Here is a 21,240-nt window from a genome sequence, read left to right on the forward strand (position 1 = left end):
TTCAAGCCTTGTCGCGGGCTTCGCCCGAGCCAAACAGGTTGGACACGCAGCGGCCGCAGATCTCGGGATGATCGGCGTCCTGGCCGACGTCAAGACGCCAGTGCCAGCAACGTTCGCACTTCTTGTGGGCCGACGGCGTGACCTCGATGCGGGTGTCACCTTCGCCCGCGTGCACCGCGGCGCGCGAGACGATCAGGACGAAGCGCAGGTCGTCGCCCAGGCTGGCCAGCAGTTGCTGGTCTTCGCCGTTGGCGTACAGGTCGACTTCGGCCTGCAGCGACGAACCGATATCGCCCGCCGTACGCACTTCTTCCAGCTTGCGCTGGACCTCGGCGCGGATGGCGCGCAGGCGCGTCCACTTGGCGGTCAGGGCATCGGCGTCCGCAAACGGCGGCAGCACGTGATAGACCTCGGTGAAGATCGTGGCGCGGGCGGCGTCGGCCTGGTTCTTCAGGGCGGACGCAACCAGTTCCTTCCAGGCCTCTTCCGCCGTGAACGACAGGATGGGCGCCATCAGCTTGAGCAGCGTCTGCGTGATGTCCAGCAGGGCCGTCTGCGCCGAGCGGCGGGCGCGGCTGTCGGGGGCCGATGTATAGAGGCGATCTTTCAGGATGTCCAGGTAGAACGCGCCCAGGTCTTCCGAGCAGAACGTCTGCAACCGCGAGACGGCCGGATGGAAATCGTAGCGTTCGTAGTTGGCCTGTACTTCCGACTGCATCTGCGCCGTCATGGCCAGCGCGTAACGGTCGATCTCGAAGAGTTCGCCGTAAGGCACCGATTGCGACACCGCATCGAAGTCAGCCAGGTTGGCCAACAGGAAGCGCAGGGTGTTGCGAATGCGGCGATAGCCTTCCACCACACGCTTGAGGATCTCGTCCGAGATCGACAGCTCACCCGAGTAGTCGGTGGAGGCCACCCACAGGCGCAGGATTTCGGCGCCCAGGGAATCGGAGACCTTCTGCGGGGCAATCACGTTGCCAACCGACTTGCTCATCTTCCGGCCCTGGCCGTCCACCACGAAGCCGTGCGTCAGCAGGGCCTTGTACGGCGGCTGGCCGTACAGCATGCAGCCGGTCAGGAGCGACGAATGGAACCAGCCGCGATGCTGGTCCGAGCCTTCCAGGTAGAGGTCGGCGGGCCAGGCGAGTTCGGCGCCATGCGAACCGGCGAATTCGCCGTCCTTGCCGCCCAGCACCGTGGCGTGCGTGCTGCCCGAGTCGAACCATACGTCCAGCGTGTCGCGGTTCTTTTCGTACTGGTCGGCTTCGTCGCCGAGAAGCTCGCGGGGATCGAGCGCCTGCCAGGCCTCGATGCCGCCCTGTTCGACGCGCTGCGCCACCTGTTCCAGCAATTCGGACGTGCGCGGATGCAGTTCGCCGGTTTCCTTGTGCACGAAGAACGCCATCGGGACGCCCCACTGGCGCTGGCGTGACAGGGTCCAGTCCGGACGGTTGGCGATCATGGCATGCAGACGGGCGCGGCCCCAGGCGGGGTAGAACGCCGTGGCGTCGATGCCGGCCAGCGCCGATTCGCGCAGGGTCGGGCTGCCGTCCTTGGGCGCGACATCCATGCCCGCGAACCATTGGCTGGTCGCGCGGTAGATGATCGGCGTCTTGTGGCGCCAGCAGTGCATATAGCTGTGCTTGTGCTTTTCGACGTGCATCAGCGCGCCGGCTTCCTTGAGCGCTTCGACGATCTTGGGGTTTGCGTCCCAGATCGACAGGCCGCCAAAAAGCGCCAGGCTGTCCACGTACTTGCCGTCGCCCATCACCGGGCTGATGAAGTCGGTGTCCTTCATGCCGTGCTCCTTGCACGACACAAAGTCTTCGATACCGTAAGCCGGCGCCGAGTGCACCACGCCGGTGCCGGAGTCTGCCGTGACGTAGTCGCCCAGGTACACAGGCGCCTTGCGATCGTAGGCGGCGTTGAACTGCGCCAGCGGATGTCGGAACTCGATGCCTGACAGGGCCTCGCCGGGCGCCGTGGCGATGACTTCGCCTTCGAGGTCCCACGATTTCAGGCAGGCTTCGACGCGTTCCTTGGCGATGAGCAGCAGGGGACCGAACTTGGGCGTGGCAGCCGAAGTGACCCGCACCAGCGCGTATTCGATTTCGGGATGGACGTTCAGCGCCTGGTTGGACGGAATGGTCCAGGGCGTGGTCGTCCAGATCACGATGGCGCCGTCGTCCACCGAATCCAGGCCGAAGGCTTGGGCCAGCCGCTTGTGGTCGGCGAACGGGAACGCGACGTCGACGGCGGGATCCACGCGATCCGCGTATTCGACTTCAGCCTCGGCCAGCGCCGAGCCACAGTCAAAACACCAGTTCACCGGCTTCAGGCCACGGAACACGTAGCCCTTGTCCAGGATGCGGCCCAGCGCACGGATCTCGTCGGCCTCGTTGCTGTAGTTCATCGTCATGTACGGACGATCCCACTCGCCCAGCACGCCCAGGCGCTTGAAGTCCTTGCGCTGGCGATCGATCTGTTCGAGGGCGTAGGCGCGGGCCTTGGATTGCACTTCCGCCACGGGCAGGTGCTTTCCGTACTTCTTTTCGATCTGGATCTCGATGGGCATGCCGTGGCAGTCCCAGCCCGGCACGTAGTGCGCGTCATAGCCGGCCATGTTGCGGCTCTTGACGATGATGTCCTTCAGGATCTTGTTGACCGCGTGGCCGATGTGGATGTCGCCGTTCGCATAGGGCGGGCCGTCATGCAGCACGAAGCGCGGACGGCCGCGGCTGGCCGCACGGATCGCCTGGTAGACGTGGTTTTCCTCCCATTGCGCAATCCAGGCGGGCTCGCGCTTGGCGAGGTCGCCCCGCATGGGGAAGGGGGTGTCGGGCAGGTTGAGGGTCTTTTTATAGTCCATGAACGGCAAAATAGGCGCGCGCGTTTCGCGCGTCTTCGGCGATGGCGGCAGTCAGGGAAGGGAGATCAGGAAATTTTTCTTCGTCCCGCAGCTTTTGCAGGAACTCAACGCGTACGAGTTTACCGTAAGCGTTGACGGACTCGTCGAGCAGGTGTGACTCAAGCAGCACTCTGCCGCGGTCCTCGACCGTCGGGCGCACGCCCAGGCTCGCCACCGCCGGCAGCGCGCGGTCGGCCAGCCCATGAACCTGCACGACGTAGATGCCCGACCGCGCGGCGCATCGTTCGGCCACACGCAGGTTCATGGTGGGATAGCCGAGCGTACGGCCGAGCTTCTGGCCGTGGATCACGTGCCCGCTGATATGGAACGGGTGGCCCAGCAGATGGCGCGCGCGTTCCAGGTCGCCCACGGCCAGCGCGGTGCGCACCTCGGAACTGGAAATGCGGTGACCTTGACGGTCGGTCACGTCCGCCAGCGTCTGGACCTCGAAGCCATGCACCATGCCGGCTTCGCGCAGCAGGTCGATATCGCCGCTGCGCTTGTGCCCGAAGCGAAAGTCCTCGCCCACGAGCAGCCATTTGGTCTGCAGCCCCTGCACCAGAAGGTGCTCGATGAAGGCGTTGGCCGACATTTCAGCCAGCCGGGCATTGAACCGCTCGACCACGACCTGCGATATGCCGTAGCGCGCCAGCGCGGCCAGCTTGTCGCGCAACCCCGAAATGCGGGTCGGCGCCAGTTCCGGACGCTGGTTGAGGGTGGCGAAATACTCCCGCGGGTGCGGCTCGAACGTCATCACGGCCGGCGTCAGCCCGCGTTCGCGTGCCACCTGGCAGACGCGGGCAAGCATGGCCTGGTGCCCGCGATGGACGCCGTCGAAATTGCCGATTGTCAGCGCGCAGGGGGCGCGCCGTTCGGGCGGGGGCAGGGATCGGTAGATGCGCAGCGATGGTTTCACGAGCGAGAGTTTACAATTTTGGATTACGGGTTTGTTCGTATCCCGCCCGCAGGGGGTGCTCAGCCGCCTTTGCGGGCACGGCGTGCGCAGGGCGCGCGCCTGATTTCGGGACCGGAACCGCCCGTTTTCCCTTGGAATTGTTCATCTTGCCGGAAACTTCTTCTATCAAGCGCCGCCTCGTCATCCTGATCTCGGGGCGGGGCAGCAACATGCAGGCGCTGGCCGAGGCCTGCCGCGACGAACACTGGCCGGCGGAAATCGCCGCCGTGATCGCCAGCCGTCCCGACGCCGGCGGCCTCGAATGGGCCGCCGCGCAGGGCATTCCCACAGCGGCCCTGTATCACAAGGACTACGCCAGCCGCGAAGCCTTCGATACCGCGCTGGCCGCCGAAATCGATCGCTATGCGCCCGACTACGTCATCCTGGCCGGGTTCATGCGCGTGCTGACGCCCGGCTTCGTCAATCATTACGCCGGCCGCCTGGTCAACATCCACCCCTCGCTGCTGCCCGCATTCCCCGGCCTGCACACCCATGCGCAGGCGCTGGCCACCGGCGTGCGCGTGCATGGCTGCACGGTGCATTTCGTCACCCCGGTGCTGGACCACGGGCCCATCATCGCCCAGGGCTGCGTGCCGGTCCTGGCGGGCGACACGCCTGACTTGCTGGCCGAGCGCGTGCTGGCCGTGGAGCACCAGGCCTTTCCGGCTGCCGTTCGCTGGCTTGCCGAAGGCCGGGTTACCCTGACAAACGATCACCGCGTGGCCGTCCAGGGCGACCCCGTGCGCCTTTTTTCCTGGTCGCCGGCCGCTTGAACGGCCCTGAAAAGCATTTTTCGGGCGGAACGCTTCCGCCCTACTGGAATACACCATGACTAAACCCCAATCCCCGCGTTCCCGCCCGGCCGGCTCCTTCGGCGCCGCCTCGGAAGGCCGCGACGGCCGGTCTTTTTTCTCGCGTCCCAAGGGCGACGCCCGCAAACCGGCGCCGCGTGACCGGGCCGAATCCGGCGACCGCGCGCGCGACGAGCGCACGAGCGATCGCGGCGGCTACGGCCAGGACCGCGGCGAGGGCCGGGGCCGCCCCGACTCCCGCTCGTCGTTTGGCGGACAGCGCGGTGAAGGCCGTGGCAGCGAACGCGGTTCGTACAGCCAGGACCGCCGCGAAGGGCAGGGACGCCCGGATTCGCGTTCGTCGTTTGGCGGTCAGCGCGGCGAAGGGCGTGGTTCCTATGGTCAGGATCGCGGCGAAGGCCGAGGCAGCGAACGCGGTTCGTACAGCCAGGATCGCCGTGAAGGCCAGGGACGCCCGGACTCCCGCTCGTCGTTCGGCGGCCAGCGTGGCGAAGGCCGGGGCTCCTTTGGTCAGGATCGCGGCGAAGGCCGTGGCGGCGAACGCGGGTCGTACAGCCCGGATCGCCGTGGAGGTCAGGGGCGCCCGGACTCGCGCTCGTCGTTCGGCGGCCAGCGAGGCGAAGGTCGCGGCTCCTTCGGCCAGGATCGCGGCGAAAGCCGTGGCGGCGAACGCGGTTCTTACAGCCAGGACCGCCGTGAAGGTCAGGGACGCGCGGACTCGCGCTCGTCGTTCGGCGGCCAGCGGGGCGAGGGTCGCGGCTCCTATGGACAAGATCGCGGCGGTGCCCGTGGCGGCGAACGCGGTTCGTATGGACAGGATCGCAGCGAAAGCCGTGGCGGTGAACGCAATTCGTACGGCCACGACCGCCGTGATGAGCAGGGACGTTCGGATTCCCGCTCCTCCTTCGGCGGCCAGCGCGGCGAGTCGCGTGGAGGCGAGCGCGATCACGCCCCGCAAAAGCCCCAGTCCAATCGGCCCCGCCTGTCGCATGCGGCCATCCGCATCGATCAGGTGCAGCGCGTGTTGGGCGAAATCCTGCAATGGACCTATCCGGCCGACGCCGCGCTCTCGCACTGGCTGCGCCATCACCCGAACCTGGGCGCGCGCGACCGTTCCGAAGTCGCCGAGGCCGTCTATGACGTGCTACGCCACCTGCGCCGCTACCGCCAGTACGGCGAAAGCGGTGTTGGCCCCGCGTCGCGCCGTCTTGCCATCCTGGGCCTGAACGCGACCCTGGGCGCCGAGTTCCTGCAGGAGGGCATGGACGCCGCCGAGGCAGAGTGGCTGCAACGGGTCACGCGTATCGACGTCGCGACCTTGCCCCGTGCCGTGCGCGGCAGCATCCCCGACTGGCTGGACGAGCGCCTGAGCGCCATGGAAAGCCCGGAAACGCTTGTGGAAGCCCTGAACCGCCAGGCCAGCCTGGACCTGCGCGTGAACCCGCTCAAGGCCGAGCGCGACGCCATGCTGGCGGAACTGCAACAAGGCGCGGGCCGGTATGAGCCCACGGCCATGCCTTTTTCGCCCTGGGGCATCCGGATGGAAGGCCGCCCCGCCATCAACCGGTGGCCCCAGTTCGAAAACGGCAGCATCGAGGTCCAGGACGAAGGCAGCCAACTGCTGGCCCTGCTGGTCGCCCCGCGCCGTGGCGAAATGATCATCGATTTCTGCGCAGGCGCCGGCGGCAAAACGCTGCTGCTGGGCGCGCTGATGCGGTCGACCGGCCGGCTCTACGCCTTCGACGTCTCGGCGGCCCGCCTGGCGCGCGCCAAGCCGCGCTTTGCCCGTAGCGGCCTCTCGAATGTGGTCCCGGTGGTGATCGACAACGAGAACGACGCCCGTGTGAAGCGCCTGGCCGGCAAAGCCCAGCGCGTGCTGGTCGACGCGCCTTGCAGCGGCATCGGCACCTTGCGCCGCAATCCGGACCTGAAGTGGCGCCAGCACCCCGAGGCGCTGGCGGAACTGGGGCAGCTCCAGGAACGCATCCTGAACAGCGCCGCGCGCTGCGTTGCGCCCGGCGGCCGCCTGGTCTACGCCACGTGCAGCCTGCTGGCCGAGGAAAACGAAGTCCAGGCTGACCGCTTCCTGGCCAGCCATCCGGACTTCGAACGTGTGGATGCCGCCGAAATCCTGGGCGCCCGTTGCGAGTCCCTGAAACTGGAAGGCCCGTACGTGCAACTGCGTCCGGATCTGCACGGCACCGACGGCTTCTTTGCCGCTGTGTTCGAACGCAAGAAGAAGGGCGCCGGGACGGATGCCGCCGAGGCTGCTGAAGCCAACCTCGCCGACGAGGACGACCAGATCGACGCGGCCGATGGCGCTGAGGCCGAAGCCCAAGCGGGCGCCGACGCTCAGACCGTTACTGCCGAGGAAACCGCCGTCGAGGAAGCCGAAGTAAAAGCTTCCGACGTCAAAGAAACGGAAACCGCGGTCAAGGACCCGGCGTAACGCCCACCGTTGCACTGTAGCGGCGGGTTCCGATGGTCTTGTTCTGGTACTTCACTTCCCAGGACAGGGTATCGGAACCCGGCTGGTCGGCCTGGTAGACAATCTGCGCCACCGGCACCGATTTGTACGCGCAGCGCCCGGAATTATTGGACTGCCCGCGTGTCTGCTGGATGCTGGCCTTGCCCAGCGTCGGCATCTGGGTGATCGACACGCGCGGCGCCCGCAGCGCCAAGCAGTCCGACCCGCGGATCTCATAGTAAGAAGCCAGGACGGCGACGTCCCCAGACTTCAGCGTTTGCGCTGAAGCCGGGGCGGATATCGCCACACCGAGCGCGGCCAAAACGGTTAAAAAACGGTGACGCATTGTGGTGGGCGACATTCGTGGGAGAAAAGAGACAGTGGGCGGGCGGAACGGGGTGCAGTGTGCCCCGGTATCGTGGCGCCTTCAAGACTGCGGGTTTGCCTGACTGGAACTTTAAACGCCAAATGGTGCCAAAACCCGGTGCGACTGCGATTTTCAGGCCGTCCCCCTCTGGGTAAAGCCGCCGCAACCGCACAAGTAAAGCCTCTGCGCGCGCTCAAAGCGCTCGCAGGGCGGCTTTTTGGCTCAAAACCGCGCCTTAGTCCTTGATTTCTCTCAATAACTATTTTGAAACTAGATTGTCATCAGACGGCTAAGGTACGCTAAACTTTCAGCCACCTTCTCATGCGAGGCTCATAACAGCTTTATGGATTACATCCTCTCCTTCATTGCCGGCGGCCTGACCCAAGCGACTTGGTGGCAGATCGTCGTTTTCACTTTGGTCGTGACGCACATCACGATTGTTGCGGTCACGGTTTTTCTCCATCGCAGCCAAGCGCACCGCGGTCTGGATCTCCATCCGGCTGTCATGCACTTCTTCCGCTTCTGGCTCTGGATGACGACCGGTATGGTCACCAAGGAATGGGTGGCTATTCACCGCAAGCATCACGCCAAATGCGAAAAGGAAGGTGACCCGCACTCGCCCATGCTGTTCGGCATCTGGAAGGTTCTGTTCCGCGGCGCCGAGCTGTACCGCGAAGAATCGAACAACAAGGAAACCATGGCCAAGTTCGGCCACGGCACGCCTGACGACTGGCTCGAGCGCAACGTCTACAGCAAGCACAGCCTGTGGGGCGTGCTGACCATGCTCGCCATCGACGTCGCCCTGTTCGGCGCGATCGGCGTCACGGTCTGGGCTGTCCAGATGGCCTGGATTCCCTTCTGGGCCGCCGGCGTCGTCAACGGCATCGGCCATTTCTGGGGCTACCGCAACTACAACAGCCCGGACACCAGCACCAACGTGTTCCCGTGGGGCATCGTGATCGGCGGCGAAGAGCTGCACAACAACCACCACGCCCACGGCACGTCGGCCAAATTTTCGGCCAAGTGGTACGAGTTCGACATCGGTTGGTGCTACATCAACATCCTGAAGTTCTTTGGCCTGGCCAAGATCAAGAAGGTTGCGCCCAAGCTCAAGCTGGACGACTCCCGCACGGGCATCGACCTGCGCACGCTGCAAGGCGTGATCACGCACCGCTACGAAGTCATGGCCCGCTATGCGGACGTGATCAAGAGCGCCGCCCGTGAAGAACTCGCCAAGCTGAAGGCTTCGCGCCAGGAAGGCAACGCCGAATGCGGCTACACCAAGCTGCACAGCGTGCGTCGCGCCATCCATCGCAACGAAGATATCCTGCAGCCCGAGCAACTGGCTGCCGTGGACAAGGCCATCGCCCAGAACAAGTCGCTGTCGACGCTGGTGCAGATGCGCCGCGAACTCGGCCGCATCTGGGAAAGCTCCAGCGCCAGCAGCGAACAGCTCCTTCACGACCTGCAGGCCTGGTGCCAGCGCGCCCAGCAAAGCGGCATCGCTGGGCTTGAGCAGTTCGCTCAACATCTGCGCCGCTACGCGGCATGATGCTAGAGAAGCTAAATCCTGAACAACGCGCCGCAGTAACGTTAGAACCGCAGCACGCCCTGGTCTTGGCCGGGGCGGGCAGCGGGAAGACCCGGGTGCTCACCACCCGCATGGCCTGGCTGATTCAAACCGGCCAGGCTTCGCCTTTTGGGCTGCTGGCGGTCACGTTCACCAACAAGGCCGCCCGCGAGATGCTGGCGCGCATGTCGGCGATCCTGCCGATCGATACGCGCGGGCTCTGGATCGGCACGTTCCACGGCCTGTGCAACCGCATGCTGCGCGCGCATCATCGCGACGCCGGTCTGCCCCAGAGCTTTCAGATCCTCGACGTCACGGACCAGCTTGCGGCCATCAAGCGTCTCATGAAGGCCAACGGCGTCGACGACGAAAAATACCCGCCCCGCGATGTGCAGCGCTTCATCAACGGCGCCAAGGAAGAGGGCCTGCGTCCGCCGGACGTCGAGGCCTACGACGCCCATCGCCGCCGCCTGATCGAGATCTACCAGCTCTACGAAGCCCAGTGCCAGCGCGAAGGCGTGGTCGACTTCGCCGAATTGCTGCTGCGCGCCTACGAATTGCTGTCGCGCAACGCGCCCGTACGCGAACATTATCAACGCCGTTTCCGGCACATCCTGGTCGACGAGTTTCAGGACACCAACACGCTGCAGTACAAGTGGCTGCGCCTGTTGGCCGGCGGCGGCGCGGCCATTTTTGCCGTGGGCGACGACGACCAGTCCATCTACGCGTTCCGCGGCGCGAACGTCGGCAACATGGCCGACTTCGAGCGCGACTACGCGCATGGCACCGTCATCCGCCTGGAGCAGAACTACCGGTCCTACGGTCACATCCTGGATTCGGCCAACGCGCTCATCGGTCACAACTCGGGCCGCCTGGGCAAGAATCTCTGGACCGATCAAGGCGAAGGCGAGCCGGTCCGCGTCATCGAACAGCCGTCCGATGGCATGGAAGCGCAGTGGATCGTGGATGAAATCCGTTCGCTCATCCACGAAGGCAGCGACCGCCGCGAAATCGCCGTGCTGTATCGCAGCAACGCGCAGTCGCGCGTCATCGAACACGCCATCTTTTCCGCCGGCATTCCGTACAAGGTCTACGGCGGCCTGCGCTTCTTCGAACGCCAGGAAATCAAGCACGCGCTCGCCTACCTGCGCCTGATGGCCAATCCGCACGACGACACCTCGTGGATGCGGGTGGTCAACTTCCCGACGCGCGGCATCGGGGCGCGCACGCTCGAGCAATTGGCCGACGCCGCCCGGCAGCATGACACCAGCCTGTATGGCGCGGTGGCGCTGGTCGGCGGCAAGGGCGGTTCGAATCTGGCGCAGTTTGCGCAACTGATTCATCGCCTGATCGAAGAAACGCGCGAGCTGCCGCTGCCCGAAATGGTCGAGCACATGCTCGAAGCCAGTGGCCTGAATGCGCACTACAAGGCCGAGCGCGAAGGCGCCGAGCGGCTGGAGAACCTGAACGAACTGATCACGGCCGCGGCCGTGTTCGCGTCCGAGGAAAACTACGACGGCATGCCCGCCGGCGTGGTGCCCGATCAAGACACGTCGTCGACGCTCATGCCGGGCGTGGTGGACGCGCCGGCGGTTGCGGGAGACAACCTGACGCCACTGGCCGCGTTCCTGTCGCATGCGGCGCTCGAGGCCGGCGACAACCAGGCCCAACAAGGCCAGGACGCCGTCCAGCTCATGACGGTGCATGCTGCGAAGGGCCTGGAGTTCGACGCCGTCTTCATCACCGGCCTGGAGGAAGGACTGTTCCCGCACGAGAACAGCATCCTCGAGCCCGCCGGCCTCGAAGAAGAACGCCGCCTGATGTATGTGGCGATCACCCGCGCGCGTCAGCGCCTGTACATCAGCCTGGCGCAAAGCCGGATGCTGCATGGCCAGACGCGCTATGCGATGCGCTCGCGCTTCCTGGACGAAATTCCCGAGCAGCATCTGAAGTGGCTGACACCCAAGGCTGGACTGGCGCCGATCAGCGCCACGGGCGCGGGCTGGGGTGGCGGCAACCGGGGCGATGCCTTCGGCCGCAAGCCAACCAACACCATTGCGCCGCGTCAACCCCGTGGCGTCGCAACCGGCGTCACGGTGGGCGACAAGCAGTATCGTGTGGGTCAGGGCGTCCGTCACGCGCGCTTCGGCGACGGCACCATCATCGGTCTGAGCGGCGCGGGTCAGGACGCACAGGCGGAAATCCACTTCCGCGACGTAGGCGCCAAAACGTTGGCGCTGGGCATCGCCAAGCTCGACATTGTTCAGGGTTGACTACATATGGCTACCAACGATTCCCCCAAAGCCGAGCTGGCGGCCCTGCGCGCCGAAGTCGACGAGATCGATCAGCAGATCATGTTGCTGCTTGGCGTGCGATTCCGTTGCACCGACATGATCGGCGAACTCAAGACCAACCACGGCATGGACCTGGTCGATCCCAAGCGCGAAGCCCAGCAGGTCGAGCGCATCCGCCGTTTGGCGCTGGAAGCGGGCGTTCCGCCCGATCTGGCTGAAACCATCCTGCGCGAAGTCATCGACACGGTAATCGACAACCATACCCGCCTGCGCGAGCGTCCGTACTCGTAACGGCAGGCGCGCGCCCAGCGCTTCCCACGCAAGCGCGCGGCACGCTCAAGCCCAAAGAAATCGGCCCCGGATTGGGGCCGATTTCATTTGGATCAGGCTTCGCTCTGGTCTATCTCTTCCAGCGAGCCCTGCAGCTCAAGCCACTGTTCTTCCAGTTCCCCCATCCGCTTGCCGTGTTCGCCATGTTCCGCCATGACCTTCTGGCGTTCAGCGCGACGCGCGTCGGAATACAGGTCCGGATCGGCGATCACCGCATCCAGGGCGGCCAATTTGCCGCGCAGCTTTTCCATCTCGGTTTCGACCTTGGCCAGCTTGGACTCCAGCGGCTTGCGCAGTGCAGACAGGCGTTGCCGCTGTTCGGCCTCGGCGCGGCGTTGCGCCTTGCGATCCACGACAGGCTCGCCGCTGCTTTCAGCGTTTTCACGCGCCTCGGCCCGCTCGTCCGCGTTGCGCGCGGCCAGCCAGTCGCGGTAGTCCTCAAGGTCGCCGTCGAACTCGCGCACCGCACCGTCCGCCACGATCCAGAAGCTGTCCACCGTAGTCCGCAAGAGGTGCCGGTCGTGCGACACCAGCAGCATGCTGCCGCCGAAGTCCGCCAGCGCGGTGGCCAGGGCCTCGCGCGTCTCCACGTCCAAGTGGTTGCTGGGTTCGTCCAGCAGCAGCAGGTTGGGCTTTTGCCAGACGATCAGCGACAGCGCCAGCCGCGCCTTTTCGCCGCCCGACATCGGGCCGACCTTGCTGGTGACCGTGTCGCCCGAAAACCCGAACCCCCCAAGGTAATTGCGCAGCTCCTGCTCGCGCGCCTCTGGCGCCAGGCGGGCCAGGTGCGCGATCGGCGTGCTGTCCACGTCCAGCATGTCCAGCTGGTGCTGGTGGAAATACCCGATGGCCAGGCCGCGCGAGGCGCGGCGCTCGCCCGCCTGCACGGGGATCTCTTCGGCCAGGGTCTTGATCAGCGTGCTCTTGCCGGCCCCGTTGGCGCCCAACACGCCCACGCGGCTGCCGGCGCGCACCATCAGTGTCACGTCGCGCAGGATGGGCACCGCGTTGCCTTCGGCGTCCGTGTAGCCCGCGGACAGGTGTTCCAGCGTCATCAGCGGATCGGGCACCTGTTCGGGTGACGGAATGCGGATGTCGATGCCCGCTTCGGCCTGCAGCGGCGCCAGCACCTGCATGCGCGCCAGCGCCTTCACGCGGCTCTGCGCCTGCTTGGCCTTGGAGGCCTTGGCCTTGAAGCGGTCGATGAAGCCTTGCAGCCGGGCCGTCTCGCGCGTCTGGCGCTCATAGGCAATGTTGGATTGACGCAGGCGCTCGGCGCGTTGCGTCAGGAAGTCGCCATAACCGCCGCGATACCGCGTCAGCTTGGCATGGTCGAAATGCAGAATGGACCGCGCGACGGCATCCAGGAATTCGGTGTCATGGGAGATCAGCATGACGGTGCCTTCGTAGGCGCCGAGCCACTTCTCCAGCCACAACATGGCGTCCAGGTCCAAATGGTTGGTGGGCTCGTCCAGCAGCAGCAATTCGGACGGAGCCATCAGCGCGCGGGCCAGCGCTAGACGCATGCGCCAGCCGCCGGAAAAGCTCTCGACGGGCTGCGTCCATTCGGCAGGCTTGAAGCCCAAGCCGGCCAGCAGTTGCTCGGCGCGCGAGGCGGCGCTCCAGGCGCCGGCTTCCACCAGCGCGGCTTCCACTTCCGCGATCTGCGTGCCCTGGTCGTCGGACAGCGTCGCGCGCTGCGCCTGCAACGCGCGCAGGTGCGTGTCGCCGTCGATGACGAACTCGCGGGCAGGGCGGTCGTCGGCGTGAAGTTCCTGCTCCACGCTGGCGATGCGCCAGCCGGCGGGCAGCGACAAGGTGCCGGCGTCCAGGTCCAGCGCGCCGGTCAGCAGCGCGAACAGCGAGGACTTGCCCGCGCCGTTCTTGCCTACGATGCCGACCCGTTCACCGGGGTTTACAACGAATTCGGCGCCGTCCAGCAGCACTTTCGTGCCGCGGCGCAGGGTCAATCCAGAGGCGCGTATCACAGGCTCAGTTGCTCGCGGGTAAGCAGCAGGAGCTGGTCCGAGGCTTCCTCGGTGTCCAGCCAGACGGGCGAAAGCTGCGGGAAGGCGGCCTCGAAGAAATCGCGCTCGTGGCCGATTTCCAGCACAAGCACGCCGTTTTCCGACAGGTAGCGTGGCGCGGCGTCCAGGATGCGGCGAACGAGGTCCATGCCGTCGTCGCCGCCGGCCAGCGCCAGTTGCGGTTCGTGCAGATACTCCTGGGGCAGGGCGCGCATCGAACCGCTGTTCACGTAGGGCGGATTGCAGACGATCACGTCGTATTCGCGCGCGGGCAGGTTGTCGAAGAGATTGCTGGCGTGCAGGTCCAGGCGATCGGAAAGCCCGTAGTCGTCGACGTTGCGGCGGGCGACTTCCAGCGCGTCGGCGGAAACATCCACGGCGTCCACGTGCGCGTAGGGAAAGGCCAGCGCCGACAGGATCGCCAGGCAGCCCGAGCCGGTGCACATGTCCAGCACGTTCTCCACCGCCAGCGCATCCTGCACCCACGGCGACAGCCCCTGGTCCAGCAGCTCGGCGATCGGCGAGCGCGGCACGATGACCCGCTTGTCGACGTAGAACCGATGACCGCGAAGCCAGGCTTCGTTGGTCAGGTAGGCGGCGGGTACGCGTTCGGTCACGCGGCGGTCCAGCAGGTCGAGGACGCGCTCGCGCTCTTCGCGCACCACCCGGGCATCCAGGAACGGATCCAGCGTGTCCAGCGGCAGGTGCAGCGCGTGCAGTGTCAGGTAGACCGCCTCGTCCCAGGCATTGTCGCTGCCGTGTCCCAGCGAGACCTGGGCGCCATTCAGGCGCGACACGCCGTAGCGGATCAGGTCGCGCACGGTCTGCAGTTCTTCGCGGGAGGTTGCGTTCGTATCAGGCATTCAATTCACCGCCCCAGGGGGAAAACGGAAAAACGCCCCCGGGAGGGGGGCTAAAAAAATCGCGCGGCGGGACTTGCATCCCGCCGGCGCGTGCATCATGCGGGCAACAGCAGGTTTTCCAGCGTGCGCCGATAGATGTTCTTGAGCGGTTCCAGCGAGGCGACCTCGATGCGCTCGTTCACCTTGTGGATCGTGGCGTTGCCGGGACCGAACTCGATGACCTGCGGGCAGATCTTGGCGATGAAGCGGCCATCCGACGTGCCGCCCGTGGTCGACAGCTCGGCGGTCACGCCGGTTTCGGCATGGATCGCCTTGACCAGTGCATCCGTCAACGATCCGCGCGGGGTCAGGAACGGCTCGCCGCCCAGTTCCCACTCCAGGTCGTATTCCAGGCCATGCTTGTCCAGCACGGCATGAACCCGCTGCTTCAGGCTTTCCGGCGTGCTGGCGGTCGAGAAGCGGAAGTTGAACAACGCCACTGCCTCGCCCGGCACCACGTTCGTGGCGCCCGTACCGGAGTTCAGGTTCGACACCTGGAACGTCGTGGGCGGGAAATACTCATTGCCCTGGTCCCATTCGATGTTCACGATGTCGGCCAGCGCGGGCGCAAGCTGGTGCACGGGGTTGCGCGCCAGATGCGGGTAGGCCACGTGGCCCTGGATGCCCTTGACCGTGAGCTTGCCCGACAACGAGCCGCGGCGGCCGTTCTTGCAGGTGTCGCCCAGCACGTCGCCCGACGTGGGCTCGCCGACGATGCAGTAATCCAGCTGCTCGCCGCGCGCTTTCAAAGCGTCGCAGACGATGGCGGTGCCATCGATGGACGGGCCTTCCTCGTCGGAGGTGATCAGCAGCGCGATCGAACCGCCATGGTCCGGATGGGCCGCCACGAACTCCTCGGCCGCCACCACAAAGGCGGCGATCGAGCTTTTCATGTCGGCCGCGCCGCGGCCATACAGCCAGCCGTCGCGTTCGGTGGGAACGAAGGGATCGCTGTTCCACTTTTCGCGCGGGCCCGGGGGCACCACGTCGGTGTGGCCGGCAAAGACCGTCAGCGGGGCGGCGCTGCCGCGCCGGGCCCACAGATTGGTCACGCCGCCCTGCGCGATGGTCTCGCAGGTGAAGCCGATGCGTTCGAGTCGGGCGGCAAGCGCCGCCTGGCAGTCTTCGTCCGCGGGCGTCACCGAGGGACGGGCGATCAGGTCCTTGACCAGATCCAGTACGGCCGAATTGCTCATCAAGCCCTCAGCAGATCGTTGATGCTGGTCTTGGCGCGGGTCTGCGCATCGACACGCTTGACGATCACGGCGCAGGCCAGGCTGTGCGAACCGTCAGCCGACGGCAGCGAACCGGGCACCACGACCGAGCCGGACGGCACGCGGCCGTACGTGATCTTGCCGGTGGCGCGGTCGTAGATCTTGGTGCTTTGCGACAGGAACACGCCCATGGCCAGCACCGAGTTCTCTTCGACCACGACGCCTTCCACGACTTCGGAGCGCGCGCCGATGAAGCAGTTGTCTTCGATGATGGTGGGGTTGGCCTGCAGGGGCTCGAGCACGCCGCCGATGCCGACGCCGCCCGACAGGTGGACGTTCTTGCCGATCTGGGCGCACGAACCGACGGTGGCCCACGTGTCGACCATGGTGCCTTCGTCAACGTATGCGCCGATGTTCACATACGAGGGCATCAGCACCACGTTGCGACCAATGAACGAGCCGCGGCGGGCGACGGCCGGCGGCACCACGCGGTAGCCGCCTTGCTTGAACGCGTTGTCGCCGAATTCCGAAAACTTGAGCGGCACCTTGTCGTAGAACTGCAGGGGCGCCTGGCCCATGATGGCGTTCTCGTTCAGACGGAACGACAGCAGCACGGCCTTCTTGATCCACTGGTGCACGACCCAGTCGTCATTGATCTTCTCGGCCACACGCAGGCGGCCCAGATCCAGACCGTCGATGGTGTGCTCGACGGCTTCGCGCACTTCGGCGCTGGCGTCGACGGGCGACAGGTTGGTCCGGTTTTCCCAGGCTTGTTCAATGGTGGTCTGCAGGTCGAGAGTCATATCGGCTCAGCTTTTAAAGGTTGGTCAAACAGAGGTATGTACAAAATGGGCGATGCGCTCGGCCGCCTGCACGCAGTCGGCCAAAGGCGCCACCAGGGCGATGCGGATGCGTCCCTGGCCCGGATTGAAGCCATGGGCCTCGCGTGCCAGGAAACTGCCCGGCAGCACGGTAACACCGGTGCGGCCATAGAGGTCGCGCACGAACGCCGTATCCGAACCGGGCGTTGCCGCCCACAGATAAAACGAAGCTTGCGGCCGTGACACATCCAGCACCTTCTGCAGGATGGGCACGACCGCATCGAATTTTTCGCGGTACTGGCGCCGGTTTTCCTTCACGTGGGTCTCGTCCGTCCACGCGGCAATACTGGCCGCGGACACGATCGGGCTCATCGCACTGCCATGATACGTGCGATACAGCAGAAAACGGCCGATCAGCGCGGCATCGCCGGCCACGAACCCGGAGCGCAGGCCCGGCACGTTGGAGCGCTTGGACAGGCTGGAAAACGCCACCAGATTGCGGTAGTCGTCCCGGCCCAGACGGCGCGCCGCCTGCAAACCGCCCAGCGGGGGATCGCCTTCGTCCAGGTAGATCTCGGAATAACACTCGTCCGACGCAATCACGAAGCCGTAGCGGTCGGACAATTCGAACAGGGTTTTCCATTCTTCCAGCGACATCACGTTGCCCGCGGGATTGCCCGGCGAACACACGAACACCAGGCGCGTCTTCTTCCAGACGTCGTCCGGCACCTGGTTCCAGTCGCTGCCGAAATTGCGCACCGGATCGGCGTTGACGAAGTAGGGCGTGGCGCCCGCCAGCAGCGTGGCGCCTTCGTAGATCTGATAGAACGGATTGGGGCAGATCACCACCGAACCCGCCGACGGATCGATCACGGTCTGGGTGAATGCAAACAGCGCCTCGCGCGATCCGAGTGCCGGCAGCACCTGCGTGTCGGCATCGGGCGTCGGGATGCTGTAGCGGCGCGCCAGCCATTCGGAAATCGCCCGGCGCAATGCGGGATCGCCCTTCGTGGAGGGGTAGACCGACAGCCCGGCCATGCTGTCGCGGATGGCTTGGGCGACGCGCTCCGGCGCGGCGTGTTTGGGCTCGCCGATCGACAGGTTGATGGGCGCAATACCGTCCGGTTGCGAGCTGGCTGAGGCTAGCAAAGCCCGCAGTTTTTCGAACGGGTAGGGGTGTAGGGCATCGAGGCGCGGATTCATGACGCAAGATTTTAACAAGCAAGCTACAATAGCGGGCTTGGCCTATTGCGAAGGTGGCGAAATTGGTAGACGCACCAGGTTTAGGTCCTGACGCCGTAACAGGTGTAGGGGTTCGAGTCCCCTCCTTCGCACCACCAAATCCCCCCATGATTTCAATGATTTAGGTTTTTAACCTGTCATTTTCAAAATCATTGGGCCGGTCAGGCCAAACCCGCTTCAGTTCGTGGAAAGTGTCCGGTTACCCGCCGGTTTCCCTGAGCTTTTCAGGCCGATTCGTCCAGACCCACTCTGGAATTCCCAGGCGAGGGTGGCGCCCAGTGGCGCTATTAAGTCGTGGCCCCATCCACGCAGTCCGTCGGCAGCGATTCATGCGCCGCGTTGACCGCCGATCCATCGACGTGCCGCAGTGACGGCCCGATCGAACAGATTCCCCACAGATCACGCCTGCTCGCTTGAACATTAGCCTTGCCGCGAGCCTTTCCCCGTCCGACCCGTTTGCATAGAGCACGCCATGCTATCGACACTGATATACCGCAGCCGTGCTGTCACTTCGATGAACGCGCAGGATCTGACCGACCTGCTGACGCCCGCCCGAGCTCGCAACGCCGCCCTGCAGGTGACCGGCATATTGCTCTTTGACGGCGTTCATTTCGTCCAGTTGTTGGAAGGCCCCGACGAGGCGGTCAACCTGATATTCGATGCCATCCGGCGCGACGATGCCCACAAGAACGTCGTGCTGCTCATGCAGGATCACGGGCCTACCCGCCGGTTTGGGGGGGATGCGATGGCGCTGCTTGACCTGCGAGCGCTCGATCCCCAACAGGTTTCTGCGCGCATTCTGGCCAAGATGAAAAAGCCGACGCGGTGGCCGGGCGGTGACGACCGCGTGGTAAAGATTCTTGGCTGGTATGCCGATGCGCATGGCACGGACCACATCGTCGAAGGCGACGACGCGGCCAACTGGCGGTTTGCGGCCAGCGGCGTTCGGTTGGCGCAGGAAGATCCCGCAGCGCCTGCGCGGCCGTATCCCTTTGCGTTGCAACCCATCGTCGATCCCCTGCGGCGCGAGATCACCTCCCTTGAATTCCTGATCCGCGGTCAATCGGGCGGATCGCCGGAACAGTTGTTCGCCAGCCTGGATCCCGCGGACCGTTATCGCGTGGATCTGGAATCCAAGGCCTCGGCATTCGAGCTGGCGCGGCGGCTGGGCCTGACCGATGTAAAGCTGTCGGTCAATCTGTTGCCCATGTCGTTGATTGAAGATCCGGCCGCGGTCGACCGCCTGGTGGATCAGATTGCGGCGTGCGCGCTGTTGCCACAGCATGTGATCGTCGAAATCACCGAACAGGAAGCGATCGAGCGGCCGCGCGCCTTCAGGGATGCGATCGAACGGCTGCGCCGCGCCGGCATCGGCGTTGCGATCGATGATTTCGGGGCTGGCTATGCGGGCCTGTCGCTGCTGGCCGAGTTTCAGCCGGACAAGCTCAAGATCGACCGGCAGCTCATTCAGAACATTCATCAGGACGGACCGCGCCAGGCAATCGTCTGCGGCATTGCCCGCACGTGCAGCGCAATGGGCATCACGCCCGTCGCCGAAGGCGTGGAGCGGATCGAGGAGTGGTGCTGGTTGCAGGCTGCTGGAATCGAACGGTTCCAGGGCTATCTGTTTGCCAAACCAGCGCTCAATGCCGTTCCTGAAGTGCAGTGGCCTGAACGCGTCCGGCTGGACTGATTCGGCTCAGACAGCGCACTTTACCGCCTGCCCGCTTTGGGCAACCACGCCGTGAACCGGGCCGCTGCGCCAAGCGCCGCCAGGATGACCACCGTGCCCACGGTGGTGGTGAAAGCCGGCACGTACATCATCGCCAGATCCGCCAGCACGATGACGACGAACGCGCCTGCCCAAGCCCACGCGATCCGTTCCGCGGTGCGCCGGAACGCCGGGCGGGCGGCCACTTCGGGCGTCACCCGTTCCATCGCGTACTGAAGCGTGAAGGGGCGGCCGGCAAAGATCGAACCCAGCACGATGGCCAGCAGCCCCGCGTCCACCAGCAGCCGAACGCTCAACAGCGACGGACTGAACGCCGGGAAGCGGGTCGCGAAGGCAAGCGCCCCGAACAGGATCAGCGATCCGACCTCGAGTGTCTTGGGCGAAACGTGAAGAACGAACCGGTCCCGGATGACCAGCAGGGCGGAAACGGCCGTGGCGGCCACGAGCGCGGCGTGGGTGCCGACCCGGTGCTCCAACAGCGCAAAGGTGATGAAGGGAACAAAGGCGAGCAGCAGTTTCACGGTGATCCTCCGGCGAAGGCGTCCCGCTGAAATTAGCATCCGCTGTTTGTTTCCGCCAACGAAATCGCGCTCGCCAACTCAGCCAGCGAATGCAGTCCCATCCGCCATCCGAACGATCCCAAGCGGCGTGCGCCCCGGCTATGTTGTCGAGCAGCGTCACGCCTGACGTGCCGGCGTACAAGAATCGTCAAGATTTTCGATTCTTGAATATTGCCTCGCGCGCTTGCCGATACCTTAGGGCTTTCGTTACTGAGGGATGGACATGTATTCACTACCCAAGCGTTGCGGCGCAGAGTTCTTCGGCACCTTCTGGCTGGTGCTGGGCGGTTGCGGCGCGGCGGTGCTTGCCGCCGGTTTTCCCCAACTGGGCATCGGATTCGCGGGCGTTGCGCTGGCGTTCGGCCTGACCGTCCTGACGATGGTCTTCGCTGTGGGCCACATATCTGGCGGGCACTTCAATCCTGCTGTCACAGTCGGCCTGGTGGCCGGCGGACGCTTCCCCGCCCGAGAAATCCTGCCGTACGTCATCGTTCAGGTCCTGGGCGCCATCGCCGCTGCGGCAGTCCTGGCCTGCATCGCCAACGGCAAGCTGGGTTTCGACCTGAGGGCCAGCCACTTCGCCGCCAATGGCTATGGCGCCTATTCACCGGGCAAGTACACGCTGCTGGCCGCGATGGTGACCGAAGTGGTGCTGACGGCCGGCTTTATCTTCGTGATTCTCGGCGCCACCAGCAGGCGGGCGCCGGCCGGCTTTGCGGCCATTCCCATCGGCTTTGCGCTGACCCTTATTCACCTCATCAGCATCCCGGTCACCAACACGTCGGTGAACCCGGCACGCTCGACCGGACCGGCGCTGTTCGTGGGTGGCTGGGCGTTGGAACAGTTGTGGCTGTTCTGGCTGGCGCCTATCGTCGGCGCGGTCATCGGCGCGGTGGCCTACCGGCTGGTCAGCGACCCGGCGATCGAACGCGCCTGACAGGGCGGAAACGCGGCGCGAGGGATCACTTCAGAGCCCCTGTGAGCTGAAAATGGGGCCGGTCAGATGATGGCGCGAGGAAGCAGGTTGTACATTACGCAC

Annotated in this window: 17 protein-coding genes and 1 tRNA gene; 8 read left to right on the forward strand and 10 right to left on the reverse strand. The window is 65.2% G+C overall.

What is annotated here, in order from left to right:
- Position 1: 1 nt before the first annotated feature.
- Positions 2 to 2,869 (reverse strand): isoleucine--tRNA ligase, encoded by a 2,868-nt coding sequence (gene ileS / locus MHZ91_RS13275; RefSeq protein WP_175123440.1) that lies wholly within the window; start codon positions 2,867 to 2,869, stop codon positions 2 to 4.
- A complete protein-coding gene (locus MHZ91_RS13280; RefSeq protein ID WP_175123439.1) occupies positions 2,859 to 3,824 on the reverse strand; it encodes a bifunctional riboflavin kinase/FAD synthetase in 966 nt (321 codons plus the stop codon). Before MHZ91_RS13280 ends, ileS begins: the two co-directional genes overlap by 11 nt.
- Before the next feature lie 146 nt (positions 3,825 to 3,970).
- Here MHZ91_RS13280 and purN point away from each other — a divergent pair, with 146 nt between their 5' ends.
- Both purN and MHZ91_RS28360 read left to right on the forward strand, forming a co-directional pair.
- Positions 3,971 to 4,636, forward strand: coding sequence for a phosphoribosylglycinamide formyltransferase (purN, locus tag MHZ91_RS13285; RefSeq protein WP_239214021.1), 666 nt, complete (start codon positions 3,971 to 3,973; stop codon positions 4,634 to 4,636).
- Between the two features lie 1,060 nt (positions 4,637 to 5,696).
- Positions 5,697 to 7,124: an RsmB/NOP family class I SAM-dependent RNA methyltransferase gene (locus MHZ91_RS28360; protein WP_370647809.1), complete on the forward strand. Its 1,428-nt coding sequence runs from the start codon at positions 5,697 to 5,699 to the stop codon at positions 7,122 to 7,124.
- On the opposite strand, the gene MHZ91_RS13295 is transcribed toward MHZ91_RS28360, so the two are convergent.
- The gene (locus MHZ91_RS13295) at positions 7,108 to 7,335 is read right to left on the reverse strand and encodes a hypothetical protein (protein ID WP_239214023.1); all 228 of its coding nucleotides are present in this window, start codon (positions 7,333 to 7,335) and stop codon (positions 7,108 to 7,110) included. The two genes, MHZ91_RS28360 and MHZ91_RS13295, sit on opposite strands and share 17 nt — an antisense overlap.
- A gap of 493 nt (positions 7,336 to 7,828) precedes the next feature.
- On the reverse strand, positions 7,829 to 8,005 hold the full coding sequence (locus MHZ91_RS28365; protein ID WP_370633070.1) for a hypothetical protein: 177 nt from the start codon (positions 8,003 to 8,005) through the stop codon (positions 7,829 to 7,831).
- Between MHZ91_RS28365 and MHZ91_RS13300 the strand changes: the two genes are divergently transcribed.
- The 3 genes from MHZ91_RS13300 to MHZ91_RS13310 are packed head-to-tail and all read left to right on the forward strand — an operon-like array spanning position 7,925 to position 11,664.
- The gene (locus tag MHZ91_RS13300; protein ID WP_370633069.1) at positions 7,925 to 9,061 is read left to right on the forward strand and encodes a fatty acid desaturase; all 1,137 of its coding nucleotides are present in this window, start codon (positions 7,925 to 7,927) and stop codon (positions 9,059 to 9,061) included. The genes MHZ91_RS28365 and MHZ91_RS13300 overlap by 81 nt on opposite strands.
- Positions 9,058 to 11,352, forward strand: a complete 2,295-nt coding sequence (locus tag MHZ91_RS13305) for a UvrD-helicase domain-containing protein (protein WP_191575584.1) — start codon at positions 9,058 to 9,060, stop codon at positions 11,350 to 11,352. The genes MHZ91_RS13300 and MHZ91_RS13305 overlap by 4 nt, the downstream gene beginning before the upstream one ends.
- Positions 11,353 to 11,358: 6 nt before the next feature.
- Positions 11,359 to 11,664, forward strand: coding sequence for a chorismate mutase (locus MHZ91_RS13310; RefSeq protein WP_175123434.1), 306 nt, complete (start codon positions 11,359 to 11,361; stop codon positions 11,662 to 11,664).
- Positions 11,665 to 11,756: 92 nt separating this feature from the next.
- On the opposite strand, the gene MHZ91_RS13315 is transcribed toward MHZ91_RS13310, so the two are convergent.
- From MHZ91_RS13315 to dapC, 5 genes are all read right to left on the reverse strand, one after another.
- Complete coding sequence (locus MHZ91_RS13315; RefSeq protein WP_239214024.1) at positions 11,757 to 13,691, reverse strand: ABC-F family ATP-binding cassette domain-containing protein; 1,935 nt, start codon at positions 13,689 to 13,691, stop codon at positions 11,757 to 11,759.
- Positions 13,688 to 14,593: a 50S ribosomal protein L3 N(5)-glutamine methyltransferase gene (gene prmB / locus MHZ91_RS13320; protein WP_175123432.1), complete on the reverse strand. Its 906-nt coding sequence runs from the start codon at positions 14,591 to 14,593 to the stop codon at positions 13,688 to 13,690. Before prmB ends, MHZ91_RS13315 begins: the two co-directional genes overlap by 4 nt.
- 95 nt (positions 14,594 to 14,688) lie before the next feature.
- On the reverse strand, positions 14,689 to 15,828 hold the full coding sequence (gene dapE / locus MHZ91_RS13325) for a succinyl-diaminopimelate desuccinylase (RefSeq protein WP_175123431.1): 1,140 nt from the start codon (positions 15,826 to 15,828) through the stop codon (positions 14,689 to 14,691).
- Entirely contained in the window at positions 15,828 to 16,649 is an 822-nt protein-coding gene (gene dapD / locus MHZ91_RS13330; protein ID WP_175123430.1) for a 2,3,4,5-tetrahydropyridine-2,6-dicarboxylate N-succinyltransferase, read from the reverse strand. The genes dapE and dapD overlap by 1 nt, the downstream gene beginning before the upstream one ends.
- A gap of 24 nt (positions 16,650 to 16,673) precedes the next feature.
- Positions 16,674 to 17,870 (reverse strand): succinyldiaminopimelate transaminase, encoded by a 1,197-nt coding sequence (gene dapC, locus MHZ91_RS13335; protein WP_239214025.1) that lies wholly within the window; start codon positions 17,868 to 17,870, stop codon positions 16,674 to 16,676.
- Between the two features lie 47 nt (positions 17,871 to 17,917).
- Here dapC and MHZ91_RS13340 point away from each other — a divergent pair.
- Positions 17,918 to 18,004, forward strand: a tRNA-Leu gene (locus MHZ91_RS13340).
- Positions 18,005 to 18,381: 377 nt separating this feature from the next.
- Entirely contained in the window at positions 18,382 to 19,602 is a 1,221-nt protein-coding gene (locus MHZ91_RS13345; protein WP_255809574.1) for a diguanylate phosphodiesterase, read from the forward strand.
- A 20-nt stretch (positions 19,603 to 19,622) separates the two neighbouring features.
- Here the strand turns inward: MHZ91_RS13345 and MHZ91_RS13350 are convergent, their stop codons facing one another.
- Positions 19,623 to 20,162 carry a hypothetical protein gene (locus MHZ91_RS13350; protein WP_239214027.1) on the reverse strand — a complete coding sequence of 180 codons (540 nt, stop codon included), beginning with the start codon at positions 20,160 to 20,162 and terminating at the stop codon, positions 19,623 to 19,625.
- A 262-nt stretch (positions 20,163 to 20,424) separates the two neighbouring features.
- Between MHZ91_RS13350 and aqpZ the strand changes: the two genes are divergently transcribed.
- A complete protein-coding gene (gene aqpZ, locus MHZ91_RS13355) occupies positions 20,425 to 21,138 on the forward strand; it encodes an aquaporin Z (protein WP_175123427.1) in 714 nt (237 codons plus the stop codon).
- Positions 21,139 to 21,240: the final 102 nt, after the last annotated feature.

The organism is Achromobacter sp. ACRQX, assembly GCF_022346505.1.
Lineage (GTDB): Bacteria > Pseudomonadota > Gammaproteobacteria > Burkholderiales > Burkholderiaceae_B > Achromobacter > Achromobacter animicus.

Excerpts from the sequence above, each read along its gene's own strand:
- ileS (WP_175123440.1), bottom strand. The coding sequence starts at position 2,869 with ATGGACTATAAAAAGACCCTCAACCTGCCCGACACCCCCTTCCCCATG.
- MHZ91_RS28365 (WP_370633070.1), bottom strand. The coding sequence starts at position 8,005 with ATGGAGATCCAGACCGCGGTGCGCTTGGCTGCGATGGAGAAAAACCGT.
- MHZ91_RS13305 (WP_191575584.1), top strand. The coding sequence starts at position 9,058 with ATGATGCTAGAGAAGCTAAATCCTGAACAACGCGCCGCAGTAACGTTA.
- MHZ91_RS13310 (WP_175123434.1), top strand. The coding sequence starts at position 11,359 with ATGGCTACCAACGATTCCCCCAAAGCCGAGCTGGCGGCCCTGCGCGCC.
- prmB (WP_175123432.1), bottom strand. The coding sequence starts at position 14,593 with ATGCCTGATACGAACGCAACCTCCCGCGAAGAACTGCAGACCGTGCGC.
- dapE (WP_175123431.1), bottom strand. The coding sequence starts at position 15,828 with ATGAGCAATTCGGCCGTACTGGATCTGGTCAAGGACCTGATCGCCCGT.
- dapD (WP_175123430.1), bottom strand. The coding sequence starts at position 16,649 with ATGACTCTCGACCTGCAGACCACCATTGAACAAGCCTGGGAAAACCGG.
- dapC (WP_239214025.1), bottom strand. The coding sequence starts at position 17,870 with ATGAATCCGCGCCTCGATGCCCTACACCCCTACCCGTTCGAAAAACTG.
- MHZ91_RS13345 (WP_255809574.1), top strand. The coding sequence starts at position 18,382 with ATGCTATCGACACTGATATACCGCAGCCGTGCTGTCACTTCGATGAAC.
- aqpZ (WP_175123427.1), top strand. The coding sequence starts at position 20,425 with ATGTATTCACTACCCAAGCGTTGCGGCGCAGAGTTCTTCGGCACCTTC.